The 17,610-nt window shown below is 40.3% G+C and carries 16 protein-coding genes and 1 pseudogene; 6 read left to right on the top strand and 11 right to left on the bottom strand.

Annotated features, from left to right (window positions below):
- Nucleotides 1-228: 228 nt before the first annotated feature.
- The 4 genes from B4C48_RS06835 to B4C48_RS06850 all read right to left on the bottom strand — a co-directional run bounded on the left by B4C48_RS06835 (nt 229) and on the right by B4C48_RS06850 (nt 2,897).
- Nucleotides 229-1,713, bottom strand: a complete 1,485-nt coding sequence (locus tag B4C48_RS06835) for a hypothetical protein (RefSeq protein ID WP_291354866.1) — start codon at nt 1,711-1,713, stop codon at nt 229-231.
- 15 nt (nt 1,714-1,728) lie between these two features.
- Nucleotides 1,729-1,908 carry a hypothetical protein gene (locus B4C48_RS06840; RefSeq protein WP_291354867.1) on the bottom strand — a complete coding sequence of 60 codons (180 nt, stop codon included), beginning with the start codon at nt 1,906-1,908 and terminating at the stop codon, nt 1,729-1,731.
- A 344-nt stretch (nt 1,909-2,252) separates the two neighbouring features.
- On the bottom strand, nt 2,253-2,438 hold the full coding sequence (locus B4C48_RS06845; protein ID WP_291354869.1) for a hypothetical protein: 186 nt from the start codon (nt 2,436-2,438) through the stop codon (nt 2,253-2,255).
- Nucleotides 2,439-2,681: 243 nt separating this feature from the next.
- Nucleotides 2,682-2,897 carry a hypothetical protein gene (locus B4C48_RS06850; RefSeq protein WP_291354871.1) on the bottom strand — a complete coding sequence of 72 codons (216 nt, stop codon included), beginning with the start codon at nt 2,895-2,897 and terminating at the stop codon, nt 2,682-2,684.
- 241 nt (nt 2,898-3,138) lie between these two features.
- On the opposite strand from B4C48_RS06850, the gene B4C48_RS06855 reads away from it, so the two are divergent.
- Complete coding sequence (locus tag B4C48_RS06855) at nt 3,139-3,339, top strand: dodecin family protein (RefSeq protein WP_291354872.1); 201 nt, start codon at nt 3,139-3,141, stop codon at nt 3,337-3,339.
- Nucleotides 3,340-3,425: 86 nt separating this feature from the next.
- Here the strand turns inward: B4C48_RS06855 and B4C48_RS06860 are convergent, their stop codons facing one another.
- Nucleotides 3,426-4,139 carry a DsbA family oxidoreductase gene (locus B4C48_RS06860; RefSeq protein WP_291354874.1) on the bottom strand — a complete coding sequence of 238 codons (714 nt, stop codon included), beginning with the start codon at nt 4,137-4,139 and terminating at the stop codon, nt 3,426-3,428.
- 180 nt (nt 4,140-4,319) lie between these two features.
- Here B4C48_RS06860 and B4C48_RS06865 point away from each other — a divergent pair, with 180 nt between their 5' ends.
- Both B4C48_RS06865 and B4C48_RS06870 read left to right on the top strand, forming a co-directional pair.
- Nucleotides 4,320-5,069, top strand: a complete 750-nt coding sequence (locus B4C48_RS06865; protein ID WP_291354875.1) for a hypothetical protein — start codon at nt 4,320-4,322, stop codon at nt 5,067-5,069.
- A 462-nt stretch (nt 5,070-5,531) separates the two neighbouring features.
- Entirely contained in the window at nt 5,532-5,924 is a 393-nt protein-coding gene (locus B4C48_RS06870; RefSeq protein ID WP_291354877.1) for a hypothetical protein, read from the top strand.
- A 48-nt stretch (nt 5,925-5,972) separates the two neighbouring features.
- Here the strand turns inward: B4C48_RS06870 and B4C48_RS06875 are convergent, their stop codons facing one another.
- Nucleotides 5,973-7,490, bottom strand: a complete 1,518-nt coding sequence (locus B4C48_RS06875; RefSeq protein ID WP_291354879.1) for an acetyl-CoA hydrolase/transferase family protein — start codon at nt 7,488-7,490, stop codon at nt 5,973-5,975.
- A gap of 205 nt (nt 7,491-7,695) precedes the next feature.
- Complete coding sequence (locus B4C48_RS06880; RefSeq protein ID WP_291354881.1) at nt 7,696-9,156, bottom strand: ATP-binding protein; 1,461 nt, start codon at nt 9,154-9,156, stop codon at nt 7,696-7,698.
- A gap of 49 nt (nt 9,157-9,205) precedes the next feature.
- Here B4C48_RS06880 and B4C48_RS06885 point away from each other — a divergent pair, with 49 nt between their 5' ends.
- Nucleotides 9,206-9,361: a hypothetical protein gene (locus B4C48_RS06885; protein ID WP_291354883.1), complete on the top strand. Its 156-nt coding sequence runs from the start codon at nt 9,206-9,208 to the stop codon at nt 9,359-9,361.
- A 77-nt stretch (nt 9,362-9,438) separates the two neighbouring features.
- Here the strand turns inward: B4C48_RS06885 and ompR are convergent, their stop codons facing one another.
- Nucleotides 9,439-10,203, bottom strand: a complete 765-nt coding sequence (ompR, locus tag B4C48_RS06890; protein ID WP_086174583.1) for a two-component system response regulator OmpR — start codon at nt 10,201-10,203, stop codon at nt 9,439-9,441.
- A 335-nt stretch (nt 10,204-10,538) separates the two neighbouring features.
- On the opposite strand from ompR, the gene B4C48_RS06895 reads away from it, so the two are divergent.
- On the top strand, nt 10,539-12,902 hold the full coding sequence (locus B4C48_RS06895; RefSeq protein ID WP_291354886.1) for a Tex family protein: 2,364 nt from the start codon (nt 10,539-10,541) through the stop codon (nt 12,900-12,902).
- A gap of 85 nt (nt 12,903-12,987) precedes the next feature.
- Nucleotides 12,988-14,959: pseudogene (locus tag B4C48_RS06905) on the top strand (DNA/RNA helicase domain-containing protein).
- A 26-nt stretch (nt 14,960-14,985) separates the two neighbouring features.
- On the opposite strand, the gene B4C48_RS06910 reads toward B4C48_RS06905, so the two are convergent.
- The 3 genes from B4C48_RS06910 to B4C48_RS06920 form a co-directional block, all read right to left on the bottom strand.
- Complete coding sequence (locus B4C48_RS06910; RefSeq protein WP_291354892.1) at nt 14,986-15,300, bottom strand: hypothetical protein; 315 nt, start codon at nt 15,298-15,300, stop codon at nt 14,986-14,988.
- 81 nt (nt 15,301-15,381) lie between these two features.
- The gene (locus tag B4C48_RS06915) at nt 15,382-16,269 is read right to left on the bottom strand and encodes an SDR family NAD(P)-dependent oxidoreductase (protein ID WP_291354894.1); all 888 of its coding nucleotides are present in this window, start codon (nt 16,267-16,269) and stop codon (nt 15,382-15,384) included.
- 306 nt (nt 16,270-16,575) lie between these two features.
- A partial coding sequence (locus B4C48_RS06920; protein ID WP_291354896.1) for an O-acetylhomoserine aminocarboxypropyltransferase/cysteine synthase family protein occupies nt 16,576-17,610 on the bottom strand: 1,035 nt, incomplete at its 5' end.

Genomic DNA, 17,610 nt, shown 5'->3' on the forward strand with positions numbered 1-17,610 from the left:
GTTTCTGTTTCTGTTTCTGTTGCGGTATATTTTTGTTGATCAGCCCCAGTTTCAGCTGAATTTGACCAGCTGACAGTCGACATGAGTCCAGAGATCAACACACATAACAGGGGTCTTATTAGAGATAATTGTTTTTGCCGCATATCGGTGATCTTACATTGTCTGATGATGACTAGTCTGGTAAAAAATCACCCTAAAAAGCAATAGTTTGCTACAAAAAATAAAAACTTAATCTGAAATATGTTTTTGAATCTCTTTATATAATTCCCGGCAATCAATCGGGGACTTGAATTGGCTAATTATCATCTGAATCATTTGCCAGCTGATGCCATGGTGACGTTCTAACAGGAAATAAGGATAAGCCGATTCAGTCGGTGAAAGGGTTAAACGTTTTTGTCCATGAATAAGCCGTATTTTTTGCCGTTCTTTAAGTAAAAGCAGCGGTGTTTTAATATCAGCGGCACTTTCATCAAATTGAATGATTTTTTGGGTTTGAATCAGTTGTGCGGGAATAAAGGGCATATAGTTTTCATCAGTCCAGATGCAAACGGCCTTATGGGTATAGACATCAAATAGAGACTCCATCCGGTTAAAGTGGTCCATCCAGTCTATCCAGCAAATCTTCTTTATTGCAGCCAGGGCATGCTGGTCAGCAGCGTTGAATAACTGCATGAATTGCATGGCCTGCATCTGGTTTTCTGCACCCAATAATGCCAAATATTTAATGAAATGACCTTGCTGATTAATCTGTTCTGCCAGATAAATAGGTTGATGCTGCCAGTTTTCGATGCCTGCACCATGTAGCAGTAAATCGATATGTTGATCAATTTCCGGAAGATCGGGAATCGCTAAACGATAGAGCTGTTGTAGGGATGCATCTTCGTTATTTAGCGATTGAATATGAGCTACATATTGATTGAGTTGCAGCGTCTCTGGAGTATTTTTGATTATATGAGGCTGATCTGCACTGTTTTTTACATTGGCTTGGGCAAGAGCTGAAGCTGTACTCGACGGATTAGGCTCTGTAACTACAGCGGACTGTTCTTGAGACCACTCCGGCAGCTGGCTTTGCTGCATAGAGATATCTGTTGCTGGCGAATTCTGAACAGAACACACCTCAGCTATGGATGAATCAATAGAATTGAATTCTTTATTTTGAGCAATGGTTTCAAGCGTATCATCAGATGTAGCTAGACTTTTCTCGGTTAAAGTTTTCGCTATATTTTGTGCAATCAGATCTTGTATTTGTCTGATTTCCTGATCCGTTTTTAGGCAGCCATAGTTCTGCTGTTGTTGTAGCATCCAGTGATAGGCATCATCCAAATCGCCCCATCCGCTAATCAAGGCCATACGATTTGGTGCAGGAATTAACCAGATTTGCCAACCTTCTTGAGGATCATACAAAATTGCCCAACCAGAATCCGGATATTGATAAAGAGCTGATTTTAGAGCTTTATCTTGCTGAAATGCACCGCGAAAAGAGAGTTGAAACAAGCTTTGAGCAGCGAAATCTCGAACAGCTTTTTCAGGTTGGGTGTGGAATTTAAATTTAAAAATCTGTTTTTTAAAAATGGGTTCATCGCATAAAGCAAAAATTTCTTTTACCCGGGCTTTTGACCGGGCAATTTCAAAGAAGGATAAGGAACGTTGTTCCAATCCATCGAGGAGTTGATGTAATTCTTTAATCAGCTTGGCTTTTTCTAAGACATTCATGCGCTGACCTTCCTTCTAGAGATGCTTTTGGGCTTTTTCTAGATAACTTGCCAATACGATATTGATCGCAAGTTCAAGTAATTTATATTCTGCAGACGTGGGCTGAGAGTAATGTTCTGCAAGTACGATCAATTTATCAATTTTGACCGTTTGCGGAGGAATCTTGCCTTGGATTAGCGCTTGAAGTTCTTGCATAGGCACACTTTTTTATAAATTGAATTATTTATTTAATTCTTTTGATTATATGTATTTAGCAAAAAAAAGCATGAAAAAAAATGTCAGTTTTTGAGCATTTATAGACATAATTCGCAAAAAATGTAAATTTTAAATAAAAAATGAACAATTTTTTAGGAGGATGGCAGGAAATATTGTGATTAGGTTTTAGCTGTTCTGTCATTTTTATCATAAAAGGATGAAATGACAGATCGAAGTAGGTGTTGTACTTGAGCATAAGCTTGAAAAATAAACTGCTGATTGATGAACATAAAAAACCAGACCAAGCGAACCAGGTCTGGTTTTTTATTGACTGTTAGAGTCGATTAGGCAGCTGTTTTAGAAACAGTCACACTCTCAACTACAGCTTCAGCAGCAGGTGCTTTTTGTTCAGCATTCAAGCTTTCAGCCGCTTTTTTAACAGGAAAATCTGGAATATACACAATTTGAGCAGAAACATGGGCAGAGCAAGCCACCACAGCAATAGCCACAAGAGATTTAATCACGTTCATCATCATTTTCCTTTAGTGAAAGGATATCTGGGTCATTAAAAAATCAACCAGACAAGGAGAGAAATAAAAAATAAATTTCATGTGAATGATATCAAGAAGTGATCAATTAAAGTAAGCTTTGGGAGGCAAAAAAAGATGAACGGTGAGTTTAAAATATTATATAAATCATATGTTTAGAGTTTTTGCTCTAAGACAGACTGCCAGTTAGCAATCTGTCTTAACTGCTTTGAAAATATATAAAAATTATCCTGCATGGTATTTATTTTGGTATTTTTTTTCGTAAACTTTTCCAGCGACACCTCCAATAAGGGCACCACTAAACGTACCAAAAACGGGTAATACACTACCAGCAACTGCGCCAATCAGGACTCCTTTTAGGGTAGGTGAAAGAGGAGATTTTGTGGATGTACTTTGTTCAGGGCGAGTATCCACCATAGGATCTTGTGTTTCAGTATTCATATTTACCTCTATAATTTTCATGATTAGGAACTCAGATATTCCGCATATTAGCCTAGCGAATTGCGTATTTAATTGTGTCCTAGCCTTGTATAGATAAGTTGTATTTTGTAAGGACTTCAAAGCAAATATGGGTATTGTGACCCAGCTGTAAGTTTTTGCGCTGTAATGTTAAAACTCACTTTTTTGTTTAGAAAATATCCTATGATCTGAACTCAAAATAATAAACCCTGAGGTGAAAACAATGGCTATCGCAAAAGTGGTTGAGGTTAATTCAAGCAGTAATAAAAGTTTTGAGGATGCTATTCAAACTGGAATAGAGAAAGTCACCGAAACTGTTAAAAACGTACAGGGTGCATGGATTAACGAACAAAAAGTGGTGATTAAGGACAACAAAATTATAGAATATCGGGTGAATTTAAAAATTAGCTTCTTAGTTGATTAAATTGCATAGAGAAATAAATTTTAAGATAAAAAAATCCCCAACATCTGGGGATTTTTATTGCCTTTCTTTACTTAAGATTGCTGTGCTTAAGACTTTGGCTTATTTTCCGGAAGATCGCAGTTATCTTCTTTACAGATTGCACTGTCTTCAGCAGCAATGTTGTCTTGTTGAGGTGCTTCCAGTGCTTTTTTCATCACCTGTAAAAACACTTCACGTGGCTGTGCACCCGCAAGTGCGATACGCTGATCAAAAACAAAGAAAGGTACGCCAGTCACTTTCAACTGATCACGTGCCACTTCTTCATCGAATTTGACAAAATCTGCAAATTCTTCTGAATTGAGCACATCATCCACTTCAACCGGATTTAAGCCGATGCGTGCTGCGACATCTTCCAGCGTTTCACGTTCACCAATGGCTAAACCTTGGGTCATATAGCTATAGAAAAAAGCTTCTTTAGCTTCAGAACCCAAACCTTTGCTTTGTGCCAAATGAATAATACGGTGGGCATTAAAAGTATTGCCTGAGTTGGCATTTTCCCAGTTGAACTGAATGCCTTCTTCTGCCGCCATCGCGGCAATATTGCGCTGCATTTCTTCGACTTCAGTCACACTACGTCCGTATTTTTGCGCGAGACGTTCAGAGTTGGATACCTCTTGGCGAACAGGAGCCTCTGGGTCAAGTTCATAACTATGCCAATGGATTTCAAGTTCTATACCGGCCTGTTCAGCAGCAGCTTCCAGACGTTTTTTACCAATATAGCAAAATGGGCAAACCACATCTGACCAAATATCTACGCGCATGAGAGTTCTCTTATCTTTTCTTGCCTATATTGATGGGGATTCGGATCAAAATTTAAAGCATCAATACTGAATAAAAACCGAGAGAGCGGGAAAGGCTTTATGTAGCTTTTGTTTGAAAAACAAACGATTGAAATCAAAACGAGTTATGATATTGAAAAGACCGTCTAGCGGAGTGCTCATATGCCGAGAATTTTTCTCATTTTAGGATTGGCAACATGTACTGTATTTGGCTGGTTGTTTTACCAGTATTCCGTCCAGCAAAAAGAGCTTGGTCAGGTACATGAGTACCAAGCCGTATTATATGAAAAAGCTGAACTGATTTATCAGCAGGCCCAAGACTGGTCTAAACCGATCGAGGTTAATGTCTCGGATAATCGTTTGCAGGGCGATTATAAAGTGATGGCAGATTTCGTACTGAGTGAAATGATTCAAAATGCTGAAGCCAGGAATCAGTATTTACGTGAACTGAAAGAGATTCACTGGGATCAGTTTTTAAATATTGACCGCTTGGATAAAGATCGCAAGCAAAAATATGTAGAAACCGAGCAGATGTTACAGCAAGCGCATCTACTGGCAAACCGCTATCAGCAACAAACCACACAACGGGAAGAGAATGCCTTAGCCCGGGCGAAACAGTTATCCATTAAATCGCATCTTCGACATCAATTAATCGACAGCCTTAGGGAAAGCCGCGATAGCGATCAGACTCATGCGCTATTTGCCTTGGAGCTACAGATATTAAATAAGGCGGACGCTTTATTTCAGATTCTTAGAAACAATAAATGGCAGAAAAAGAACAAGACTTTTCTTTTTTATCAGGATCAGCCGATCAAGCAGTTCAATAAGCTGTATAAGCAGATTTTACAGTTAAATGCAGAAATGGAAAAAATTAAAACACAAAATCGTCAGGCTGTTGAGCAGCGTTTATAAATATTGGGATGACCTCCAGCTGAGCAGATCGGAATTGGATATCTCAAAGAATACGCTAAACAACTTTAAGTTTTGATCTTGCTCATTTAGTAGCATCTATATGTTTTTATTCATATAAAAAGTGAATCAAACCGATTTAACCCATGATCTGGATGCATGTAGTGTTTCTAGAATTTTACTTGTCTCAAGTTAGGGTGCAAAGAAGCGGGATTTAAATTCCTTGATGGTCTATCAATCATATGGTCTCGGTTAATATCTATAGAATTACAAGTAGAGCAAATGATCTTCGCCAGTAAATTCAAGATTTTAAAAAAAAGATTATTTGTGTGATTTATTAATCAATATATAAATAATTTGTGATTATTTTAATGAAATTTAAAGATAAGTGGTTGAAATTGTAATATTTAATGGTGCTATTTTAAAAAATTACATAGTTTCATGTGCAATGTAGAAGGTAATGCTATGAAAAAAATCGGTTTTTTCATATTCATAATTTTAGTTATGAGTATGACGACATCGGTCATGGCTCGCTTCTATTCTTCAGCTAGTCTGCAAAGTTTAGATGATGAGGCCTTGGCCTGGATTTTAGGTCAAGATAACTCAATACAAACGGCGACGGATGCGCATCATTCATATGGAAATAGAACAATTGAAATCTTGAATCAATGGGTTGATCGTGAAATCAGTGAAGATTTGAATCAATTCAACAGTATGTTTTATATTAATGAAAGAGGAGCTACTGTTTTGCAGATCAAGCGTGGTGTGGTGAGGATAGGAATTCTGGAATTTTCCTTAACCATTAATGGGCTCATGGACATGGGCAATGCAATCGCTGATCAGATCAAATTTGATTAACCATAGAGTCAAAAAAAACGCCCCAAGGGGCGTTTTTTAGATTACTAATCAAGCACTTTTAGCTTCAGCCTGAGCCGCAAGCATATGACCATTTTCTTCGAAGTTTGAGTGCCAAGAAAGCGCTTCACGAAGAAGATGTGGAGTATGACCCCCTTTGGCACATGCACGATCAAAGTAATCGTTTAGGGCATCACGGTACATAGGGTGAGCACAGTTATCGATGATGGCGCGAGCACGTTCACGTGGAGCAAGACCACGTAAGTCAGCAAGACCCTGTTCAGTCACCAGAATGTCTACGTCGTGCTCAGCATGGTCTACGTGAGATGCGAACGGAACGATAGAAGAAATATCGCCACCTTTTGCAATCGATTTAGTCACGAAGATTGCCAAGTGGGCATTACGTGCGAAGTCACCTGAACCACCAATACCGTTCATCATTTTGGTACCACATACGTGAGTTGAGTTTACGTTACCGTAAATATCGAACTCTAATGCAGTGTTGATGCCGATAATACCTAGACGGCGAACCAATTCAGGGTGATTCGAAATTTCTTGTGGACGAAGCACAAGTTTGTCTTTGTATGCTTCAAGGTTATTAAATACTTTTTCGCCATATTTAGCAGAAAGCGTAATAGATGAACCTGAAGCAAATTTCATTTTGCCGGCATCGATCAATTCAAACGTACAGTCTTGAAGTACTTCAGAGTACATGATCAAGTCTTCGAAGTTTGAATCTTTCAGACCCGTCAATACAGCGTTGGCAATTGAACCAATACCTGCCTGAAGTGGACCTAAGTTTTTAGGAAGACGTTCTTCAGCTACTTCTTTTTCAAAGAAAGCGATCAAGTGGTTCGCAATGCCTTGAGTTTCATCATCCGGTGCAGTCACAGTAGACGGAGAATCATGGTATTCGCTGTTAATGACGATGCCTGCAATTTTTGCCGGATCGATATTGATGGCATGGGTACCAATACGTTCATCCACCTTGGTCAAAGGAATCGCTTGACGTGTTGGACGATAGGTTGGAATGTAGATGTCGTGTAAACCTTCAAAAGCCGGGCTTAAGTTGGTGTTGATTTCTACAATCACTTTTTCAGCAAAGATGGCAAAACTTGCAGAGTTACCTACAGAAGTGGTTGGAATGATGCCACCATCTTCAGTAATGGCTACAGCTTCAATGATTGCAACATCTGGTTTTTTCAATTGCTGGTTACGCATTTGTTCAACAGTTTCAGACAAATGCTGATCGATGAACATCACTTCGCCTTTGTTAATGGCTTTACGTAAAGTGTTATCTACCTGGAAAGGTAAACGGCGAGCAAGTACACCAGCTTCAGTTAATTGTTTATCTAGGTCATTACCAAGACTTGCACCGGTAATTAAAGTAATTTTTAAAGGATTACTTTGAGCTTGTTTTACCAATGCTAAAGGGACAGCTTTTGCTTCACCTGCACGAGTAAATCCACTCATACCTACAGTCATGCCATCTTGGATAAAAGTAGCAGCTTGTTCTGCGCTCATGACTTTGTCATGAAGTGACGCTAAACGAATACGATCTAAAGACATGGTTTACGCTCAATTCTTGTTCAAAACTAGACGGATTGTACCGTCCCAAAAACAAATTGTGCATGCCTGTTAGGCTAAGGTCTAATTTTTTGAAAAAATGTGGGTATAACATTTTTTTATGGTTTTTAATTGATTGATTTTAATCGCCTAAAAATCAGAGGGTCAAGAGTTAAACAAAACTGTTTGTTCAATAAATAATCAAGACTCAAAAGTGCCCACTGATCGTCTGCTTAATTTTTCCTAAAGCACTATGGGTTATATTTTCCTCAACTTCATCTTGAGGTAGAGGTAAAGAAATAAGCGCTTCTAATCCACCTTCTGGGCGATTATGGATGGTGAGATGACCTTGATGAAGGTCAACAATACGTTTCACAATAGCCAAACCCAAACCACTTCCTTGGATGGTACGGGCTTCATTGCCACGCACGAAAGGTTGCATTAAATCTTCAATCTGATCTTCAGGTATACCTTCACCATGGTCGGCAACACTAATCAGCAGATGATGATTTTCTACTTTGGCAGATAACTCGATTGGTTCCGCACCATAGCGTTTTGCGTTATTAATCAGGTTACCAATCAAGCGTTTTAAAGACTGGCTACGCGCCTGAATGACCGGAATATCCTGAGCTGTAAAACGGATGTCTAATGGTTTGAACTGAATGATCAGTTCCTGTAACAGCATATTGATGTCAGTGTCTTGCAGTTCCTCATCTGAACCATCGCGCATATAAGAAATAAACTGATTCAGAATCGCATCCATATCTTCGACATCATAAATGAAACCTTCTTTCAGGAAGTCATCATCAGGCATCATTTCTGCACTTAAGCGGATGCGGGTCAGAGGTGTACGTAAGTCATGAGAAATCCCCGCCAACATGATACGCCGGTCGCGTTCAGTCTGATCTAGGGTATAAATCATCTGATTGAAAGCCTGATTGACTTCACGAATCTCTTGCGGGCCATGATTGGTTTCCAGATAGGGCGCAGAGCCGGTCTTACTGTAACTGTTCGCGGCATCTTGTAAACGGCGAAGCGGGCGGTTTAACTGGCGCACCAGCGTTAAAATGATGGCAGCAGCAATCAGTGGCACACCAATTAACCAGCCATAGATCAGTTCCGGACTATAGTTGGCATAGGTTTTTAGAGGTTCACGCACCCAATGTCCGTTCATTTCCGGAGTCTGAATCCAAATGCGCGGACTGGGTTTAAACTGGAAATAGACGGTTACATTTTCAACTTTCAGTTCTTTGGCCAGCTTTTTTTCTATTTGATTGGTAAAAAACTCGGCAATCACCTTGTCTTTTACCCGGGGATATTCTGCAGGATTGGTAATGTATTCAATTCCGACCCGATTTTTTAGCCATAAATCGGCATCCACTTCAGCATTGTTATGAAAAATGCGTAAGTCGGGATTATTCAGAATTTCCAGCTCTACTCCTAAATAGCGCGCATGCTGCTGGATTTCCGGAAGGTAAAGGGTACGCCAAAAGAACCATAACGACATAAATAAACTGAAAAATACAACAAATAACACGAGCACAGTGGTACGCATTGCAGCAGAACGCGGCTTGATCTTATCGAGAAAGCGTTCCGAGCGGGTTCGCTTCTTTTCCGAATAAGCTTCGTAATCAGTAAATTTTTGTGGGTCGATGGGTTCTAATTTCACTCTATGTACCGAAGTATTGGATGAGGAGTCTAGTCATGACGGAGTCATTATGGTTATCGTCATAATACAAGTATTAACCTTCGGTTCGACCTACCTTGCGAAATGTATTTCTCATTCGGCAAAAGTAGGCAAAACCATTTCCATTCGTAAAACTCGTCAAATCATTTCAATCATCAAAATCATCACAGAAACTTTATTGATTTGATATCTCCAGCCTCGAACAGTTGCGAATGGTTTGTCACGGAATTTTCTTACTTTAGTAATCCAAAATCCGTTTTTTAATTACTCAGCGCCATCTGGAACAAACACATAACCCACGCCCCACACCGTTTGGATATAACGCGCACGGGCAGGGTTTTCTTCCACCAGACGACGTAAGCGAGACACCTGAACATCAATCGAACGCTCCATCGCACCCCATTCACGGCCACGTGCCAGGTTCATCAACTTGTCACGGGTTAAAGGTTCACGAGGGTGTTGGACTAGGGCTTTTAGTACCGCGAATTCACCCGTGGTCAGCGTGACCACCTGGCCTTCACGGGTGAGGGTACGGGTAGACAAATCCAGTGACCATGGACCGAAGCTCACCACTTCCATTTGCTGGCTTGGTGCACCCGGAACTTCACGGACCTGACGACGTAATACGGCACGGATACGTGCGAGCAGCTCATTCGGGTTAAATGGTTTAGGCAGGTAATCATCGGCACCCGCTTCCAGACCTGCAATGCGGTCAGAATCGCTGCCACGGGCAGTCAGCATGATAATCGGCGTATCGATATTGGATTGGCGTAAACGGCGACAAATACTTAAACCATCTTCCACAGGAAGCATAAAATCGAGCACGATCAGGGAGAAAAGTTCGCGCTGCAATAAACGATCCATTTGCGTTGCATCGTGAGCAGTTTTGACCACGAAGCCTTTATCTTCTAGAAAACGCTGTAATAACGTCCGTAAACGCACATCATCATCTACAACGAGAATGCGTTCGACGCGATCAGTTTCGGTTTGTACTGGATCTGTTTTTTCAGCAGGTACCACTAAACTCATGATGTGCTCCTTGTTCTTTATTGTCATCGTAAACAAAAGTTCGGATGGTCTTGAGTATACGATTCATTTGTATCTGTTTACTATGCTCTAAAGCAACAAATATTGCAGATAAAATCAAGACATAGATACCAAATATATACATCTAAATTATGGCTTATAATGTTGAATATGGAGGGTTAAAATCTACTTATCACTTAATTTTGTGGCAAATTATAAAAAAAACATGAATTGGCAATACTGACCACTTATAAATTTAATCAAAACAATTGTGGATTTTATGGGCTTGGTCTTTATAATCATGCCATTTAGTACTTATCCTTGTGGGATCAAACACGATGACTGACTTAGTTCAGCAGTTAGCAAAAGAAATTGCCGTACGTCCAAATCAAGTAGAAGCTGCCATCAAGCTGATTGATGAAGGTGCCAGCGTTCCATTTATCGCACGTTACCGTAAAGAAGTAACTCAAGGCTTGGACGATACCCAGTTACGCCAACTCGACACCCGTTTATCGTATCTACGTGACTTATTTGAACGTCGTGAAAAAGTAATCGAATCTCTGAAAGAACAAAATAAATTGTCAGATGATTTGTTGGCACGTGTTAATGCTGCTGAAACCAAGAATGCTTTAGAAGAACTTTATGCGCCGTACCGTCCAAAACGTACCAGCAAATCTTTTAAAGCCAAAGAAGCGGGCTTGGGTCCTATTGCTGAGAAAATCTTTAGCGAGCAGGTCGAGCCTACTGAAGCATTGGCTGGCTTTAGCCATGAAGATTATCCAGACGTGGAAAGCCAACTGGATGCGATCCAGCACATTCTGATTGATGACTGGGCGCAAAATATTGCTTTAACGACTGAACTTAAAGCAAACTTTGCCAAAACTGCTGTTCTAAAAAGTTTAGTGGCAAGTGAAGAGAAAAAAGAAGTCGGTAAAAAATTCCGTGATTACTTCGATTTTTCTGAAAACCTGAATAAAGTACCTTCACATCGCTTGCTGGCCATGCTTCGTGGCCGTCAGGAAAACGTATTGGGCTTAAAGGTGGATGGCGAAGATGACGCACTACTGAGCCGTATTGAAACTGAATACAATCTGGACACAGTGCAACCGCAAGCACGTCAAGACTACTTGAAGCAAACTGCAAAATTGTTCTGGCTGGGTAAAGTCCGTCCACAAATTGAACATTCATTATTGACCGAAAAACGCTTGGCTGCTGAAAGCGAGGCGATGGAAGTCTTTGCTGAAAACCTGCGTCACTTATTGCTTTCTGCTCCTGCGGGTGCACGTTGTACCTTAGGTGTAGACCCTGGTATCCGTACCGGCGTGAAACTGGCTATAGTGAACCAGTCAGGCGATGTGGTTGCGCATAGCACCATTTATCCGTTTGCGCCAAAAGAAGATAAAGAAGGTTCAATTGCAGAACTGGCTCGTCTTTGCCGTGAATTCAATGTCGATTTGATCGCGATTGGCAATGGTACTGCAAGCCGTGAAACTGAAGCTGTTGTTGCTGAAATGATGGCTCAAAATGCTGATTTGAATTTGACTCGCGTTTCAGTCAGTGAAGCAGGTGCATCGGTGTATTCAGCATCTGAGTTGGCTTCACAAGAACTTCCTGAATTAGACGTTTCAATTCGTGGCGCTGTGTCTATTGCACGCCGTTTACAAGATCCATTGGCTGAACTTGTGAAGATTGATCCAAAATCGATTGGTGTGGGTCAATACCAACACGACGTGAACCAGGCTGGCTTGGCGAAAACACTAGAAGCAGTGGTTGAAGACTGTGTGAACTCGGTGGGTGTAGATGTGAATACCGCATCTTCAGCGATTTTGGGTTATATCGCGGGTCTGAATAAATCGATTGCACAGCAAATTGTCGACTTCCGTAAGGAAAACGGTCGTTTTGATAACCGTCAGGCACTCAAAAATGTACCACGTTTAGGTGAGCGTACTTTTGAACAGGCAGCAGGTTTCTTGCGTATTCAAAATGGTTCAGAGCCGCTAGATGCATCTGCAGTTCACCCTGAATCTTATGCTTTGGTGAGCAAGATTGTTGCAGCGAAAGCAACGACAGTAAAAGACATCATCGGTAATTCTGAAATCATTCGCCAGGTGAATGCAGAAGAATTTGCTGATGAGCAATTTGGTTTGCCAACCATCCAAGACGTATTGGCTGAACTTGAAAAACCGGGTCGTGACCCACGTCCGGAATTCCGTACCGCTAAATTCCGTGAAGACATCACTGAAGTGTCACAATTGACTGAAGGCATGCAGCTAGAAGGTGTGATCACTAACGTGACTAACTTCGGTGCATTTGTCGACGTAGGTGTACACCAAGATGGTTTAGTGCATATTTCTGAACTTGCGAATGAGTTTGTCTCTGACCCGCATAAAGTGGTGAAACCGGGTCAAATTGTTCAAGTCCGTGTGTTGACTGTTGATGCTGAACGTAATCGTGTGAACCTGTCGATGCGTCCTGAAGGTTCTGAAGCTCCTGTTAAAGCACCACGTCAGCCACGCCGTGATCACGCTCAAAATGAACAACGCGGTGAACGTAAGCCTCAAGCTAAACGTCCACAGCATGCACGTCCACAAGGCGACCGCCCACAAGGTCATAAAAAGCCTCAAGCAGCTAAACCACAAGAAAATAAAATTGGTGGTTTAGGTGCATTGTTATTGCAAGCCGGGATTAAAGGTTCGAAATAATCCTTAATTCATAATAAAAAACCTCCCCATTGGGAGGTTTTTTATTTTATATTTCAAAATATTAAATATAAAACTTAGAGTAAAAATAGTGCGTTGCTATTACCATAATACCGTTCAAAATTTCATTTCTGATTCATCTAAAGGGATTCTGGGTCATTTAGCGCAAGCACATCAATTTGCTTTGGAAGACCAGCAAAAAAATGCATGGCTCAAACAAATTCAAATTTTAAAACATAACTTTTCTGAATTTAAAGAAGGACATTTATTTTTTGAATTTGCAATTCCTCGTATGGGAAAACGAGTTGATAATATTTTAATTTTTAAGAATTTAATTTTTGTCATTGAATTTAAAGTAGGGGGAAAAACAGTATTCAGCTTCTGCAAAGACACAAACCATTGATTACTGTTTGGATTTAATTAATTTTCATGCAGAAAGCGATCGGCAAAAAGTTATTCCCGTGTTGGTTGCAACACAAGCAGACGAGAAAGATATTGATTGGTCTAAGCTGACTCAGCTTGAGGATGTGCTCTGTTGCAATCAATTGAATTTAAAAGAAACAATAGAACAGATTATTCAGCAACATGCAGCTATAGAGCGTATTGATGTAATGCGCTGGTTAAATTCAGTTTATAAACCTACTCCTACGATTATTGAAGCAGCCCAAGCCCTTTATCAGGGGCATCAAGTGGAAGAAATTTCTCGCAGCGATGCGGGTGCGATTAATCTAGAGCTAAGCTCAAGCCAGATTGAGTCCATTATTGAAACAAGTAAACGAACTCATCAAAAAGCTCTCTGTTTTGTCACAGGCGTTCCTGGGGCTGGAAAAACGTTGGCGGGCTTAAATATTGCTAATCAAAGATTAAAAGCAGATGAGTCGGAACATTCAGTCTTTTTGTCTGGAAATGGCCCTCTAGTTGATGTTTTACAGCAAGCCTTAGCTCGAAATACGGTTGAAATTGCGAAAAGCAAAGGTGAAGTTGCGAAGAAAACAAATGCTGAGCGTGATGCGAAAACCTTTATTCAAAATATTCACCATTTTCGGGATTACTATCTACAGTCCCAAGAAATTCCATTTGAAAAAGTAGTTGTATTTGATGAAGCACAAAGAGCTTGGCAAAAAGCTCAAGTTTCTAATTTTATGAAACAAAAAAAGGGTATTGATGACTTTGATATGTCTGAACCCGAGTTCCTGATTCGGGTGATGGATCGGCATCAAGATTGGTGTGTAATTGTGTGTCTAATTGGCGGTGGACAAGAAATCAATACGGGTGAAGCCGGTGTCACTGAATGGATTGAAGCCTTAAAGCAAAATTATCCAGATTGGAAAATTTATTATTCAGATAAGATCCTGGATGAGCCAGTTTATTTAGCTGCAACTGAACAGAGAGAATGGCTAAAACAGCAGGGTATCTGTGAAAGTTCGCTGCATTTGGCTGTATCGGTAAGATCATTTCGCAGTGAACGTGTATCGCAATTGATTCACCATCTTTTAGATGATGAGCCAGAGTTGGCGGCTGAACTTTATCAAAATATAAAGAATGATTATCCGATTTATCTCACACGTGATTTAAAACAAGCTAAAAAATGGCTGAAGACCAAAGCAAAAGGGTCTGAGCGTTATGGAATCATTGCAAGCTCTGGTGCACGGTGCTTAAGAGCAGAAGGAATTGATGTAAAAAATAAAATTTCTCCGCCAGATTGGTTTTTAAACTCTCCTAGGGATGTGCGATCTTCATATTATTTAGAGGAAATCGCAACCGAGTTTGATATACAGGGCTTGGAAATTGACTTTAGCTGTTTAGCTTGGGACATTAATTTTTATTATGACAATGGATGGCAGTATCAGGCATTTAAAGGGACCTGTTGGCAACAGATCAGGCAGAAAGAAAAACAACAATATTTGCTAAATGCCTATCGCGTATTATTGACTCGAGCTCGGCAAGGTATGGTGATTTATATTCCGAAAATAGATGCTTGTGATTGGACACGTCCGAAATCAAAATACGACAGTACATATGAATATTTAAAGACATGCAGCTTGGAAGATCTCTCTTAAAACGAACCCCCCAATTGGGAGATTTTTTATGCAAGTTTTGGCAAAATCCAACCACATAAAATCAGCATAATGCCCAAATGACCCAACTTACGCGTGATTTTTTCTATCGTTAAAACCCTAACACCAAACTGCTGAGAAGCATTTTTCATTTTTAGTGAGGTCAGAGACTTATTGAAATGTAGGAACACGCCTAAATCGATACAAATTAAAATACTACCTACATCACTGACTATATCCATTAATTTATATTCTGGCAGATTCCATGAAGTCGCGATTTGATAAGTGAGAAAAAGAGCAAAGGCAAAACAGCCATATTGGAAAATGAGTGCAGCAATCCGCATAAAAATCTAAAAATAAAAAAGAGATGGCTGTTTATAACATAAAAAAGCCAGTCTAATGACTGGCTTTCATAGCGTCTAATCTTACCAATGTTCACCCGGGAACAAACGTGCATACGCTTTTTGTACCCAGTTCAGTTTCTGTGGCTGACCTACCGAAGCAGAAGAGCTTGGGAACAGGTTATAACCAATCGACATCAATTTGTTGTTGATGTCTGGTGCAATCGAGTAGGTGATTGAAGCCAAACGACCTAAATTGGTGGCTACTTTTTTCGGACGTTTCACAATTGCATAGGCAATTAAATCGGCTGCCTGTTCAGGAGACAGGGTAGGCACATATTTGTAGATTTTAGTCGGTGCAATCATTGGGGTGCGCACCAATGGCATATAAATTGAGGTAATGGCAATTTTATGTGAATGCACTTCGGCAGATAAACAGCGACTGAAAGCATCCAGTGCTGCTTTAGAAGCCACATAAGCTGAAAAGCGTGTCGCATTCGCCAAAACACCAATCGAGCTAATATTGATGATATGACCATCACGGCGAATCATCATTTGCGGCAGGATATTCATGACTAAACGAATGGCACCGAAGTAATTTAGCTGCATGGTACGTTCAAAGTCATGGAAGCGGTCGGTTGATTCATGAACTGCACGGCGAATCGAACGTCCTGCATTATTGATCAGGATATCAATATGATCGACAGATGCTAAAACTTGTTTTGATACTTCATCAATAGACTCCATGTTATTTAAATCACATGGGAAAACAGAGGCTTTGCCTCCTTTGGCTTCTATTTCTTGTTTAACTTGATCTAATGTTTCTTTGGTACGAGCCACCAACAGAACATGTGCACCGGCTTCGGCAAGTTTATGTGCAGCGGTTAAACCAATACCACTCGATGCACCTGTGATTAAAACAACTTTGCCGTTGACTCGATTCTGAAAGAGTTTCTCTAATCTTGAATTCACAATATTTTCCTGGTTTCAATAGAATAAAAATTTAGATTATTTTTTTAGTTGATTCTAGCGCTCAAAGTTTAGGAAATTTGAGCTATTCTCGAGTCGACTATAATAGCGAATGTGATAAAAAAATCTACAAATAAGTTATTGAATTTGAAAATATAATTAGAGCAATTGCTCTATTATTGTTCGAACTATAATTTAATTTTTACCATGAATTTCAAATAAAGCAAAGAGCTAGAGTAAGAAATATATCAAACAATAAAAAACCTTCTCCCGATCAGGAAGAAGGTAATATCGGTGAACAGAAAAGTATTAAACTCGGGCCAGCGACTGCTCTAAATCTGCAATCAAATCATCAATATGTTCAATTCCAACCGATAGGCGAACCATATCAATACTGACCCCTGCAGACTTCAGCTCTTCTTCATTGAGCTGACGATGGGTGGTGGTGGCTGGATGACAGGCCAGGCTTTTGGCATCGCCAATATTCACCAAGCGGGTAAAGAGTTGTAGGGCATCAATAAAACGTGTCCCGCCTTCACGGCCATCTTGTACACCAAAAGACAGGATGGCAGAAGGTTTACCTTTCACATATTTTTGTGCCAGATCATGCTGTGGATGATCTTTCAGGCCAGCATAATTAACCCATTTCACTTTCGGATGCTGCTGTAAATATTCCGCCACCTTTTGTGCGTTTTCGGTATGACGTTCCATGCGCAGACTTAAAGTTTCCAAACCCTGCAAGATCAGGAATACACTGAGTGGACTAATGGCAGCACCGGTATTACGTAATGGCACCACACGGGCACGGGCGATATATGCCGCTTCACCCAAAGCTTCGACATAATTGACTCCGTGGTAACTCGGATCAGGCGTATTCAAGACTTTGAAACGCTCAGGATATTTACCCCAAGGAAATTTACCGCTATCGACAATGGCACCACCAATAGAATTACCATGACCGCCAATATATTTGGTTAGTGAATGCACAACAATGTCTGCGCCATATTCAAAGGGTTTAAGCAGGGCAGGCGTGGCAACGGTATTATCGACAATTACCGGGACGCCATATTCATGCGCAATTTTAGAAATCGCTTCCAGGTCAATAATATTACCCAGTGGATTACCAATCGATTCCACAAATACCAGTTTGGTTGTGTCATCAATCAGCTCATGCAAGCTTTCAGGTTTTTGATAATCAAAGAATCGAACTTCAATGCCTTGTTTTGGTAAAGTATGCGCAAATAAATTATAAGTCCCGCCATAGAGTGTAGAAACCGAAGCAATATTGTCACCGGCTTCAGCAATGGTCTGAATGGCATAGGTAATCGCTGACATGCCGGATGC

Origin of the sequence: Acinetobacter sp. UBA3106 (assembly GCA_002365595.1) — a bacterium.
Taxonomy (GTDB): Bacteria; Pseudomonadota; Gammaproteobacteria; order Pseudomonadales; family Moraxellaceae; genus Acinetobacter.